General features: G+C 71.7%; 14 protein-coding genes. 10 read left to right on the top strand and 4 right to left on the bottom strand.

Features of this window, described 5'->3' with window-relative positions; translation table 11 throughout:
• Positions 1-16: 16 nt before the first annotated feature.
• Positions 17-883 carry an alpha/beta fold hydrolase gene (locus OG223_RS49410; RefSeq protein WP_329263977.1) on the bottom strand — a complete coding sequence of 289 codons (867 nt, stop codon included), beginning with the start codon at positions 881-883 and terminating at the stop codon, positions 17-19.
• Between the two features lie 128 nt (positions 884-1,011).
• On the opposite strand from OG223_RS49410, the gene OG223_RS49405 reads away from it, so the two are divergent.
• Positions 1,012-1,497 carry an FAS1-like dehydratase domain-containing protein gene (locus OG223_RS49405; protein WP_329263975.1) on the top strand — a complete coding sequence of 162 codons (486 nt, stop codon included), beginning with the start codon at positions 1,012-1,014 and terminating at the stop codon, positions 1,495-1,497.
• Positions 1,498-1,535: 38 nt separating this feature from the next.
• Positions 1,536-1,910, top strand: coding sequence for an acyl dehydratase (locus OG223_RS49400; protein WP_329263973.1), 375 nt, complete (start codon positions 1,536-1,538; stop codon positions 1,908-1,910).
• Here the strand turns inward: OG223_RS49400 and OG223_RS49395 are convergent.
• Both OG223_RS49395 and OG223_RS49390 read right to left on the bottom strand, forming a co-directional pair.
• Positions 1,831-2,532 (bottom strand): HAD-IA family hydrolase, encoded by a 702-nt coding sequence (locus OG223_RS49395; RefSeq protein ID WP_329263971.1) that lies wholly within the window; start codon positions 2,530-2,532, stop codon positions 1,831-1,833. The two genes, OG223_RS49400 and OG223_RS49395, sit on opposite strands and share 80 nt — an antisense overlap.
• 82 nt (positions 2,533-2,614) lie before the next feature.
• Positions 2,615-3,805 (bottom strand): MFS transporter, encoded by a 1,191-nt coding sequence (locus tag OG223_RS49390; RefSeq protein ID WP_329263969.1) that lies wholly within the window; start codon positions 3,803-3,805, stop codon positions 2,615-2,617.
• 89 nt (positions 3,806-3,894) lie between these two features.
• Here OG223_RS49390 and OG223_RS49385 point away from each other — a divergent pair, with 89 nt between their 5' ends.
• Entirely contained in the window at positions 3,895-4,656 is a 762-nt protein-coding gene (locus tag OG223_RS49385; RefSeq protein WP_329263967.1) for a DeoR/GlpR family DNA-binding transcription regulator, read from the top strand.
• A 46-nt stretch (positions 4,657-4,702) separates the two neighbouring features.
• On the opposite strand, the gene OG223_RS49380 is transcribed toward OG223_RS49385, so the two are convergent.
• Positions 4,703-5,656 (bottom strand): quinone oxidoreductase family protein, encoded by a 954-nt coding sequence (locus OG223_RS49380; RefSeq protein WP_329263965.1) that lies wholly within the window; start codon positions 5,654-5,656, stop codon positions 4,703-4,705.
• A 240-nt stretch (positions 5,657-5,896) separates the two neighbouring features.
• Here OG223_RS49380 and OG223_RS49375 point away from each other — a divergent pair, with 240 nt between their 5' ends.
• The 7 genes from OG223_RS49375 (at position 5,897) to OG223_RS49345 (ending at position 12,131) form a co-directional block, all read left to right on the top strand.
• Positions 5,897-7,105: an aromatic ring-hydroxylating oxygenase subunit alpha gene (locus OG223_RS49375; protein WP_329263964.1), complete on the top strand. Its 1,209-nt coding sequence runs from the start codon at positions 5,897-5,899 to the stop codon at positions 7,103-7,105.
• 115 nt (positions 7,106-7,220) lie between these two features.
• Positions 7,221-8,546 (top strand): M20 family metallopeptidase, encoded by a 1,326-nt coding sequence (locus OG223_RS49370; RefSeq protein WP_329263963.1) that lies wholly within the window; start codon positions 7,221-7,223, stop codon positions 8,544-8,546.
• Positions 8,543-9,526: a catechol 1,2-dioxygenase gene (locus OG223_RS49365; protein WP_329263961.1), complete on the top strand. Its 984-nt coding sequence runs from the start codon at positions 8,543-8,545 to the stop codon at positions 9,524-9,526. Before OG223_RS49370 ends, OG223_RS49365 begins: the two co-directional genes overlap by 4 nt.
• On the top strand, positions 9,523-10,392 hold the full coding sequence (locus tag OG223_RS49360; protein ID WP_329263959.1) for an alpha/beta fold hydrolase: 870 nt from the start codon (positions 9,523-9,525) through the stop codon (positions 10,390-10,392). Before OG223_RS49365 ends, OG223_RS49360 begins: the two co-directional genes overlap by 4 nt.
• Positions 10,393-10,408: 16 nt before the next feature.
• Positions 10,409-11,224 (top strand): IclR family transcriptional regulator, encoded by an 816-nt coding sequence (locus OG223_RS49355; RefSeq protein WP_329263958.1) that lies wholly within the window; start codon positions 10,409-10,411, stop codon positions 11,222-11,224.
• Positions 11,221-11,742: an FAS1-like dehydratase domain-containing protein gene (locus OG223_RS49350; protein ID WP_329263957.1), complete on the top strand. Its 522-nt coding sequence runs from the start codon at positions 11,221-11,223 to the stop codon at positions 11,740-11,742. Before OG223_RS49355 ends, OG223_RS49350 begins: the two co-directional genes overlap by 4 nt.
• Positions 11,739-12,131, top strand: a complete 393-nt coding sequence (locus OG223_RS49345) for an acyl dehydratase (RefSeq protein ID WP_329263955.1) — start codon at positions 11,739-11,741, stop codon at positions 12,129-12,131. The genes OG223_RS49350 and OG223_RS49345 overlap by 4 nt, the downstream gene beginning before the upstream one ends.
• Positions 12,132-12,163: the final 32 nt, after the last annotated feature.

Raw genomic sequence — 12,163 nt, 5'->3', positions numbered from 1 at the left:
AGTCGGTGGTGCGGGGTCAGTTGTGCTGCTGGTTCAGGAAACCGGTGACGACGCTGTGGTAGTCGTAGGGCCGTTCCTCCTGCGGGTGGTGGGAGGCCTCGCTCATCACGTGCAGGTTGCCCTTGGGGATCATGCGGGCCAGCATCAGCGGGTAGTCCGGGGTCAGGAACGCGTCCTGCATGCCCCACAGGAAGAGCGTCGGCGCGGCGATCCGGCCGAGTTCGGCGGTGAGGTCCTGCCAGTCGCCGCGCGGGTTGTCGGAGGCACCGGCGAGGGCGGTCTCCTCGGGGTCGAGGCTCTGTTCGTGGCGCAGGGTCACCGTGCCGTCGGGGACGGCGTCGGGGTCGAACCACTCCAGGCGGGCGATGAGTTCACGCATCTTCCGCCACGAGGGGCCGGTGCCGCCGTAGTACACGTCACGGGCGTTGCGGCCGCGGCGACCGCCCTCGGGCAACGGCGCGAGGGGGCCGTAGAAGACGGGCATGCTGCCGGTGATCACCAACGACCGTACGCGCTCGGGGTACTTGGCGGCCAGGTTGAGCGCGATGGTGCCGCCCCACGAGTTGCAGACGAAGTCGGCGCGGTCGACGCCGAGTTCGTCGAGCAGGGCCACGGTCTTGGCCGCGTGGTAGTCCCACATGGGCCCCGTGATGACGGGCTTGGCGGACTTGCCGTACTGGAGGATGTCGACGAGCAGGCAGCGGCGGTCCGCCGCGAACAGGGGGGCCACCTGCCCGAAGTCCGACCAGCCGGTGCATCCGGGGCCGCCGCCGTGCAGGAAGACCGTGGCGCTGCCCTCCCCCAGGTCGACGTAGTGGTACTTGACGCCGTCCGCTTCCGCGTAGGTGCCCTCCGGGGGCGCCTGGATGTCCATGAGGTCCATGTCCCGATGGTGGGACGGCGGCGGATCCCGCCCAAGTGGAACGGTCCACTGAGCGGGCCGGATCCGTGGCGGTCGAGGGCGGGCGGTCCCTAGCGTCCGGGGCATCGGGTGAGGACAGGAGGCGGCGCATGTTCCGGAACGCCGAGTTGGAACTGGTCGAGGAACGGGCCCGGGCGTCGGTGGGGCGGTGGGACCGGCGGTCGTTGGGTGTCGTACGGGCCGAGGACGCGGCGGAGTTCGCGCGGGCGGCCGGCGAGTGCGCGCCGCATCTCGTCGATCCCTCGCACACCGGGTTCGCCGTCCATCCGATGTACGTGGTGAGCATGTTGCGCGGGGCGCCCGGCGCCGTAGCCGCGGACTTCCGGCCGGACGGCATGTACCGCGACGAGGTGCCCGGCACCGACGGGCTCGACGTCCGGCTGATGGCGGGCGGTCAGGCCGTGCGCTGGGTCGGGGCGGTGCGGGCGGGCGACCGGATCGAGCTGCGGCGCGCGCTGACCGCCGTGGAACGCAAGGGAGTCGGCGAGGGGTTCCTGCTCCTCACGATGGAGAAGGTGTACGGCGCGGAACGCGGCCGGCTGGTCGAGGTCACGGAGAGGTTCATCGTCCGGTGACGGGCCGTCAGGTTCGCCAAGTTGCCGTAGGACAGGCCGTGTTGCCCGTCAAGCTGACACCCGACGCGATCACCTTGCTGCGGTTCGGCGCGGTCACCCGCAATGCTCATCGCATCCACTACGACTCCGGGTTCGCCCGCTCGGAGGGGCTGGACGGGCCGGTCGTCATGGCGCAGTTGCACGGCTGTCTGTTCTATCGGGCCGCCGCCGCGTTCGCGGGCGAGAGCGGGCAGGTACGGGAGGTGGAGTGGCAGAACCGGGCGCCCGCCTGTGCGGGCGACCGGCTGGTGGTGACCGGGACCGTGCGCTCCGTGGACGCGGTCGGCGGCGAGGTCACGCTGGATCTGCTGGAGCGCCGCGGCGCCGGCGACGTCGTCTGCTGCCGGGGCCGGGCCGTGGTCGTCCTGAGGTGAGAACCGCTCGCTCCGGCAGCCAGGCGCCGATGACGGCTGCCAGCTCCTCGCGGCCCGTGAAGACATGACCGTTCATCCCCACGGCCCGCGCGGCGCGTACGTTCTCCTCGCGGTCGTCGACGAAGAGGAAGTCGCCCGGCGCGGCCCGCAGGGCGACGACGCAGTGCTGGAAGGCCGCCGGGGCCGGTTTCGCCGCTTTGATCTTCCCGGAGAAGGCGACGTGGTCCAGATCGTGCAGCCAGGGCTGCGCGGCGAGGAAGGCGTCCGCGTGGTCGGCGGGGATGTTGGACAGCAGGGCGACCTCGGCGACCTCGCGGAGGGACCGGACGTAGGCGACCATCGAGGCGTCGACGCGTGACCAACTGTCGATGTCGGTGCGGCGCAGCTCCTCGATCGTGTCGGCGTCGACGGGCCTGGAGAGCCATCGCAGTACGGCGGTCCAGTACTCGGGCGCGGACTGCCGACCCGCGTCGTAGGGCGGACGGCAGGCCCAGTAGGCCGTGGTGAAGGCGTCGGTGGGGGTGTGGCAGCGGGCGGCCATCTTCCCCAGTGCGCCCGGGCGTTGGTGGCGGGCGATGACCCCGAAGAGGTCGAAGAGCACGATGCTGCGGTCGGTGGGCATGGCGAGGTTTCCTCCGGGGTCTGGCGGCCAAGGCGGGTGGCGAAGCCTGTGCGGCACGGAGTGAGCCGTGCCGCACAGGCGGTCAGTGGACGCTGTGGGCCGGCTCGGGCGTGCGGTCGGATCCGGTGCGCAGGATGCCAGCGGCCACGGCGGTGATCGCGCACATCAGGGTCAGCAGCAGGAAAGCGTGGTTCAGAGCGACGAGATGGGTCAGCCAGCCGATGACGGCGGGGCCGGCCAGCATGCCGACGTAGCCGAGTCCGGCGACGCGGGAGACATTGGCCCCTGCGGCGGCGGGGTCGGCGTGCCCGGCCGCGCTGAACAACTGCGGGACACAGCCCGACAGTCCCAGACCGAACAGCGCCCACCCCGCGAACGCGGCCCAGATCCACGGGACGACGGCCACGACCGTGATGCCGACGGCGGCCGTCGCCGCGCCGTACCGCAGGATCGCCATGGACCCGAACCGGGTGACGAGGCGGTCGGCGAGCAGTCGGCCGACGGTCATGGTCGCCGCGAAGGTGCCGTACGCGAAGGCGGCGGTGCTGGCGGGGGCGCCGAGGACGTCCTTCAGGTGCAGCGCGCTCCAGTCGTTGGCGGCTCCCTCGCACAGCATGACCATCAGGGCCAGGGCGGCGAGGATCCAGATGCGGCTGCCGGTGCGGCGCCGCCCTGGGGCCGGTGCCGGTTCGGTCTTCGCCGAGGCGGCGGTGGGCGCGGCCGGCAGCAGGGCGCGTGCCGACACCAGGGCGACCACGACGCCCAGGGCTCCCATCGCGCCCATGCCCGCCGCCGGGCTCAGGCCGGCGCTCGCCGTGGCCGCTCCGACCAGCGCGGCCAGCACGCCGCCGACCGAGAACGTGGCGTGGAAGGCCGACATGACGGGCCGGCCGTAGGCCTTCTCCACATGCACGGCGTGCGCGTTCATGCTCACGTCCAGGCAGCCGTTGGAGAAGCCGAGGAGCAGCAGAGCTCCGGCCAGCGTCCACGGCTCACGGGAGAGGCCGGGCAGTACCAGGGTCGCGCTGCACAGGACGCCGGTGGCGGGGACGACGACGCGCGCCCCGAGCCGGTCGGTCAGCGGTCCGGCCACCTGCATGCCGATGAAGGCTCCCAGGCCGAGCAGCACCAGCAGTCCCCCGAGCGTCGCGTGCGTGATGCCCACGCGCTCCTCGACGGCGGGGATGTTCACCACCCAGGTGCCCATCAGCGTGCCGCACAGACTGAAGTAGACAAAGGTCGCTATACGGGCGCCTCGCAGCGAATCATTCATGAGATCCACCGTAACGAACATACCGCACGATTGAATACTGGCTCTTCGCACACATTGAATGTTCGTTTCGGCTGGTGTTCAATCGCGATATGAGCACCGCAGACCGGCACGGGATCATCGCGCAGGCCGTCAGGGAGACGGGCAGGATCACCGTCCAGGAACTCGTCGAACTGACCGGCGCCTCCGAGATGACCATCCGGCGCGACCTCGACGCGCTGGCCGCGCAGGGCGTCCTGGAGCGCGTCCGGGGCGGGGCGCGCACCCTCCTGCTCCGGGGCGAGGAGCCGCCCTTCGCGCTGCGTGCGCACGAGTCCGTCGAGGCGAAGCGCCGTATCGCGGCCGAGGTGTCCTCGCTGATCGCCGACGGCGAGACCGTCCTCCTCGACAGCGGCACCACGTGCCTGGAGGTCGCCCGTCTGCTGCGCCGGCGGCCGGTCACCGTGATGCCGCTGTCCTTGCAGGCCGTGCACGTCTTCGGCGAGGGCCCGGGTCCGGCCACCCTGCTGGTGCCCGGCGGGCAGCCCCGGGCCGCCGAGGGAGCACTCACCGGCCCCCTCACCCTCGCGTCCCTGGCGGCGCTGCGCTTCGACACCGCCGTCATGGGCTGCTGCGGGCTGAGCGCGGCCGAGGGCCTGACCGCCTACGACCTCGACGACGCGGCCGTGAAGAAGGCCGGTATCGCCGGCGCGCGCCGCATCGTCGTCGCCGCCGACGGCGGCAAGCTCGGCCGCACCGCCTACGCCCACGTCGGCCCGGCCACGCTTCTGCACACCCTCGTCACCGACACCACGGCGCCCGCCGACGAGGTGACCGCGCTCGAAGGCACCGGCACCGTCGTCAAGGTCGTCTGACGCGGCACGGGTCCAACAGTGGGCCTGCCAAGGGGAGTTGGGGACCTCAGTCCAAGTCGAGGACCACCTTGCCGACCGCCTCCCCGCTGCGCAGCCGTTCGGTGGCCTCGGCCAGCGCGTCCAGTCCGTGGTGCTCGATCTCCAGGGTCAGCGCCCCCGTCCGCAGCTCCGCCAGCAGCCCCTCCGCGTCCGCCGCGACCTCCTTGCCCCGGGTCATCAGGTTCACCGGCAGCAGGGAGACGTCGGCCAGCAGGAAGTCCGCGAGGTCGACGGTGAAATCGCGTCCGGCGGTGTAGCCGACGAGCGCCACCCGGCCGCGCGGTCGGACCAGCGGGAGCGCGTCGCGGAGTAGCGGGCCGCCGACCGTGTCGATGACGACGTCGACGGGGCCGCCCACCGACTCCAGGGACAGTTCGGAGGCCAGCAGGGACTTGGCGGGAGCGGGGACGTGGGCGAGCTTGGCCGGGCGTCCGACGACCCCGATCACCTCGGCCCCGGCCCGCGCGGCGACCTGCACGGTCAGCGCCCCCACCGCGCCCGCCGCGCCGGTCACGAGCACCCGCTCCCCCGGTCGTACGTCCGCGACCGCGTGCACCGCGGCCCACGCCGTGCCCGCCGGTGAGAACCAACTGCACGCCAGGGCGGGGTCCGTACCCTCCGCGACCGCCTCCACCGCGGCGTCCGGCACCAGTGCGTGCTCCGCCCAGCAGCCGTCGCGGCGCAGGCCGAGCCCCTTGCCGCCGAGCCGCACCAGGGCGCCCTCGGGGTGGGTGTCCGAGGCGAGGACGACCCCGCAGCCCGTGGTGCCCGGTACGGCGGGCAGGTCGGGGAGGATGCCGAACTCGCCGTCCACGACGTTCAGATCGAGGTGGCCCACCTGGGCCGCCCGCATCCGGACGAGGGTGTGGCCGGGGCGGGGTTCCGGCACCGGGCGCTCCACCAGGCGGGGCAGCGAGCCGAAGCGCTCCAGGACCAGGGCGCGGGACAGGGCGGTCGTCACAACTTCACTCCGTATCGACGCGGGACGCGGGACGCGACGCTCCGCAGGGCGCGGCCGGATCCGGTGCGGCCCGGCGGTCGACGCACCGTAGAACGGCGGGCGGCCCCGGCGCAGCGACGCGGGTCCGCTGAACGGGACGGGGCGGAGCGGTCTGCTCAGCGGGACGGGTCTCTTGGGCGGATCCCGCGGCCCGCCGCATGCTCGCCGTACAGCTCACCCGGCAGCAGGAGGACGCCCACGATGACGGTCGACGACTCTCCCGACACCCCGCCCCCGGTCCGGAGCCGCCGCAGACCGACCGGCGAGCCCGGCCGCCAGGACTGGAAGTCGTGGCCGCACTACGACGCGGCGGGCGCGGGCTTCCGCGGCTACTGGTACCCGGTCACCTGGTCCAGCCGGATCACCGCCGATCCGCTTCCGTTCACGATCTGCGGCGAGAAGATCACGCTGATCCGCGACGCCGGCACCGCGTACGCGCTGCACAACCGCTGCCCGCACCGCGGCGTCCCGCTCTCCGAGGGCGACCAGCAGTTCCCCGGCACCATCAGTTGCCCGTACCACGGCTGGACCTTCGACCTGCCCACCGGCAAGCTCGCCGCGGTCATCACCGACGGCCCCGACTGCCGGCTGACCGGCAAGGTCTCGGTGCGGACGTACCCGGTCGAGGAGCGCCTCGGCATGGTGTGGGTGTACATCCCGCTCGCCGACGAGCAACCGCACTCCATCGACGAGCAGTTGCCCGAGGAACTCGTCGCCAACGCCTTCGTGATGGGCGGCCGGATCGACCCGCGCGGCGGCAACTGGCGCTTCGCCTGCGAGAACGGCTTCGACGAGGGACACGCCAAGTACCTGCACCGCACGGCACTTTGGCGCCTGTTCAAGCCGATGCCCACCTGGAACATCACCCGGATCGTGCCCAAGGGCCGCTGGATCTTCCGGGTCCAGGACGAGGTGTACTGGGACGCGGACTTCCCCGGCGTCGGCCACTGGACCAACAAACGCTGGTGGAAGGCCCAGCCGCCGAAGGAGACCTTCAACATCGGCAACACGGGCAAGCCCGACAAGGTGAACCCGACGATCGAGGCCCAGGAGTTCCCCGGCTTCGCGTCCCTGTCGATGCCCGGCGTGCTGCGCATCGCGTACCCGAACTTCATCCACTACGAGTTCTACGTCCCCGTCGACCAGGACAACCACCGCTATGTCGGCGTGATGGTCAACTTCACCGAGGGCTGGAACACCCTGCGGTTCTACGCCAAGTACCTCGGTGCGATCCGGTGGTTGTTCCACGGCCAGTTCTCCGGCCAGGACGCCTGGATGGTCGACATCACCGACGCACCCCCGGAGAAGCTCTACCGCCCCGACATCTCGCTGACCGCCTGGCGGAACCTCAGCGAGGAGGAGTACGGCAAGAAGCTCGCCGGTACGGGCACCGAAGGGAAGGAAGCCTGACCATGGGCCGCACACTGCTCACCCTGCTCATCGGAGTCGGCATCGCGATCGGGCTCCCGCTCGCGAAAAGGCACTTCGAGCGTACGACGATGACCCAGGTCCACAGGATCAACCAGTGACCGCCACCGGTGAGTTGGCGGGTCTGGACGACCGGCGGGCCGCCTGGGTCGCCGACGCCTGGCGGCACGTCACCGCCGACCGGCTGCGCGATCTGATCACCGGGCTGGTCGACATCCCGTCCCCGACCGGCGACGAGGGCCCGCTCGCGGCGCACATCGCGGCGACCCTCACGGCCGCCGGCTGCGATGCCACGGTCCAGCCGCTGGACGACCGGCAGGCCAACGCCTGGGCCCGGCTCTCCGGCGACGGCACCGGCCCCGACCTCATGCTGTACGCGCCGATCGACACCCTGACGGTGGGCGAGGAGAGCGAGGATCTCCCGTGGATCGGGCCGGAGTTGCGCGACGACATGCGTCCGCGCGCCACCGTCCACGACGATCTCGTCGTCGGCCTCGGCGCCTCCAACCCGAAGGGCCACGCCGCCTGCGTGATGATGGCCGCCGAGGCGATCGCGCTGGCCGGCATCCCGCTCACCGGCGACCTGGTCGCTGCGTTCGGCGCGGGCGGCATGCCCACCAACGCCCGCCCCGGCTCCGGCCGCCTCAACACCGGCCAGGGCGTGGGCTGTTCGTTCCTCCTGGAGCAGGGCGTGTGGACCGACTACGCGGTCATCGCCAAGCCCGGCTGGACGGTCTCCTGGGACGAGGTCGGCCTCGTCTGGTTCGAGGTGACGGTCCACGGCACGCACACCTACGTCGGCTCCCGCCACCGCCTGCCCTACGACAACGCCGTCGCCCGCGCCGGTGAGGTCGCCCGGCACCTGGAGGAGTGGTTCGTCGAGTACGCCGACCGGCACACCTCCGGCACGGTCGCACCCCAGGGCATCGTCTCCTCGATCCAAGGGGGTTGGCCCCGGATGGCGGCGGTGACCCCGGCCGCCTGCACCCTCATGGTGGACCTGCGCATCGCCCCGGGCACCACCCCGATGCAGGCCAAGCGGGAGTTCCTCGCCGCCCTGGACAAAGCGTCGGCGGACACCACCGCCGAGCTGGTCCTGGCCATCCCCGGCACCCGCACCGACCCCGAGAGCTGGATCTGCCGTAGCGCGACGGCGAGTTGGGCCGCGTTCGAGGGACGTGAACACGAGGTGATCCGGGGCAACAGCGGGGCCACCGACGCCAACATCCTGCGCGGGCGCGGCATCCCGACCGTGCGGGTCGGCATGCCGAAGGTCACGGACTCGCTGTTCGACATCGACTTCGCGCGCGGGATGAACACCGTGTCCGTGGCGGCGATGGAGAAGCTCACGCGCCATCTGATCCGCACGGCGGTCGACACCGTGACCCGGTCCCGCGCCGAGCTGGAGGGGACAGCAGCATGACCGAGATCGTCCTGGGTGTCGGCGCTTCGCACAGCACGCTGATGAACACCCACTGGGACCAGACCTTCCACAAGGACCGGGCCGAGCGGTTCCGCGACGCGCTGGCCGAAGCGCGGGAGGCGCTCCTCGCGGCCCGCCCCGACACGGTGATCCTCATCGGCTCCAACCACTTCCGGGGTTTCTGGCTGGACCTGATCCCGAGCTTCACGATCGGCGTCGGCGAGTGCGTGGCGAGCGGTGAGTCGGGCACCCCGAAGGGCCCGCAGAGGGTGGACATTCCGCTGGCCCGGCACATCGCCGACTCCCTTGTGGAGGGCGGCGGTTTCGACCCCGCGTTCTCGGCCAGGCTCCAGATCGACCACGGTCAGTCGCACGCCGTCCAGTACCTCTTCGAAGGCCTGGACGTGGAGATCGTGCCGCTCGTCGTCAACGTCTTCGCCCCGCCGCTGCCCACCCTCACCCGCTGCGAGGAACTGGGCCGGGCGATCCGGGACGCCGTCCTCGCCTTCCCCGGGGACCGGCGCGTCGCGGTGGTCGGCTCGGGCGGGCTCTCGCACCGGCTGCCCTGGCCGGACTGGCGCGAACCGCACGGCGACGACGAGGAGTTCATGGTCGGCGCCTGGCTGAACGGCCGGGAGAACTGGCAGGACTACGACGTCCGGCGCCGCGAGATCATCCGCGCCGCCGAGGCCGCGCTCAACCCCGAGTTCGACAACGAGTTCCTGTCCCTTGTCGAGCGGGGCGAGACGGGACGGCTCACCGCGTACTCCACCGAGGAGTTGGAGAAGGTCGCCGGCAACGGAGCGCAGGAGCTGCGCACCTGGCTGCTGATGTCGGCCGCCCTCGACCACGTGCCCGGCCGCAGGCTGGCCTACGAACCGATGCCCGAGTGGCTCACCGGGATGGCCGTGGCTGTCCTGGACCCCCGAAAAGCCGCCGTCCCCGATCCCCAACAAGCAGACAGCGAAAGGCAGTCATGAGCATCTGGACCGAACTCTCGGGCATCGACTTCCGGCACGCGTACGTCGAGACCGGTGACGTCACCACCCGCGCGCTCCAGGCCGGCCCCGAGGACGGCGAGCACGTCGTGTTCCTGCACGGCACGACCGGCCACCTGGAGGCGTTCGTCCGCAACATCCCGGCGCACGCGAACGCCGGCTACCGCTGCCACGCCATCGACATGCTCGGCCACGGCTACACCGGCAAGCCCGACCGGCCCGGTGAAATCCCGGCGTACGTCGACCACTTGATGGCCTACCTCGACGCGGTGGGTGCCGAACGCGCGCACCTGGTCGGCGAGTCGCTGGGCGGCTGGGTGGGGTCCTGGGCCGCGAGCGAGTACCCGGACCGGGTCGCCTCCCTCCAGCTCCTCTGCATGGGCGGCACGAAGATCAACCCGGCGGTGATGGAGCGGCTGAAGACCTCCACCCGCGCCGCCGCCCTCGAACCGGAGATCTCCTGCACCCGCGACCGGCTGGCCCTGCTGTGGGCCGAGTGGGACGAGGACCTGGGCGAGGAGCTGACCCGGGTGCGCTACGAGATCTACCACCACCCCGACTTCCAGCGGAACCTGCACAACCTGCTCGCCCTCCAGGAGGTCGAGGCCCGGGAGCGGAATCTGCTGCGCCCCGACCGCATGGCGCGGATCAAGGCCCCGACGCTGGTGGTGTGGGGCAACAAGAACCCGCTCGGGGACGTTCCGGAGGCCGAGGCGATCGCCGCCGCGATCCCCGGGTCCCGGCTGGAGGTCTTCACGGAATGCGGACATTGGCCGCAACATGAGAAGGCCACGCTGTACAACCCGCTGAGTCTCGCGTTCCTCGCAGAGTCGTCAACCGGTCACTGATCGTGAGGTGTCTGCCATGACCGTCGTCCCGATCGCCCGCGCCGTGGCCCCTGCTTCCCCGCCTCCGGCGGCCGGGCCCCCTCTCGGCCCGGACTCGATGAACTCCGTCCTCGGCAAGGTGCGGCCCATCCTGGAGGCGTTCACCGTCGACGACGAGTCGCTCTCACTCGCGGATCTCGTGCGCCGTACGGGAGTCGCGAAGGCCACCGTGCACCGGCTGTGCCAGGAACTGGTCGTCTGGGGACTGCTGGAGCGGGCCGGGTGCGACTACCGGCTCGGGCTCCGGCTGTTCGAGATCGGGCAGCGGGTGCACCGGCAGCGGATCCTGCGCGAGGTGGCGCAGCCGTACATGGAGGATCTGCTGCTGGCCACCCAGGAGACCATCCACTTCGCGATCCACGACGGCCTCGACGTCGTCTATCTGGAGAAGATCCTGCCGCACCGGGGGCTGAGCGAGGAGTCCCGGGTGGCGGGGCGGCTGCCGCTGTACTGCACGGCCACCGGCAAGGCGATCCTGGCGTTCTCCCCCGCGACCCTGTTCGGGGAGGTGGTCCGGAACGGGCTGAAACCGTTCACCCGGCACACGATCACCTCCCCGGGGCGGCTGCGCGCCCAGGTGGAGCGCAGCCGGGCGGAGGGTCTCGCGACCGAGGCGGAGGAGGTCAGACTCGGGTACATGAGCATGGCCGTGCCGGTCTTCGGGCAGCCGAACACCCTGGCCGGCGCCCTGTCGATCACCGCCCCCACCTACCGGATTGACGCCGCCGCGCACGCGAGCGCGCTGCGCACCGCGGGTCTCGGCATCGGCCGGTCGCTGCGGTCGGCCCTGTGAGCACCCTGGACGAGGTGCTGACCCGGGCCCGGAGCCTGGTCGGCCGGTGGGAGGACGAGGACTGCGGCACGGTCACCGTCAAGGACTTCTGCCGGTACGCCGCCGCGCTGAACGACGCCGACTACATCGACCGGGCCCGGGAGCGGGAGGCGACGGGCGCGCCGGTCGAGGCTCCCGCCCTCTTCCTCGCGGCCACCATGAGCTGGGAGGACGGGCCGCCCGAACGGGAGTTGAGGCCGGACGGCCTTGCCGCCCGGGAGTCGCCGTGCACCGAGGGCCTGCCGGTCCGCCAGGTGCACGGCGGACAGACCGTACGGCTGCTGCGGGCCCCGGTCGCGGGCAGCCGGGTCACCGCCTCCCGCGCGGTCACCTCCGCCGAACGCAAACAGGGCCGCTCCGGCCCCTTCGTCCTGCTCGGCCTCACCACCCGCTTCACCACGGCGGACGGCACCGAACTGACCGCCGTGGACGAGACGATCGTGGTGATGGAAGCCATCGACTCCCCTGGGACCCCATGAACCCGCCCGTCGCCGGCGACCTCTGCCCGCCCCAGCGGTACACGCACAGCACGGTCCAACTGTTCCGCTTCAGCGCCGTGTCCTGGAACTCCCATCGCATCCACTACGACGCGGAGTTCGCGGCCTCGGAGGGCTTCCCGGACGTCGTCGTCCAGTCGACGCTGCACGGCGAGACCCTCACCCGGTACGCGTTGGCGTGGGCCGGGCCGAACTCCCTTCTGGAGACGGTGAGTTGGCGCAACCGCACCACCGCCGTCGCCGGTGAACCCCTCACCTGGACCGGGACCGTCCGGACGGTGGAGGGCGCCCGCGTGTCCCTGGAGGTCGCCGTCCTCAAGGCCGACGGCACTCCGTGCGTGACGGGAACGGTCCAACTCGCCCTCGTCTGACCACCGTCCCGCCAGCCGGACCGGTTCCATTG

The organism is Streptomyces sp. NBC_01478 (genome assembly GCF_036227225.1).
Lineage (GTDB): Bacteria > Actinomycetota > Actinomycetes > Streptomycetales > Streptomycetaceae > Streptomyces.
The sequence above is the reverse complement of the archived record's forward strand: the minus strand, read 5'-3'. Positions and strand labels throughout refer to the sequence as shown.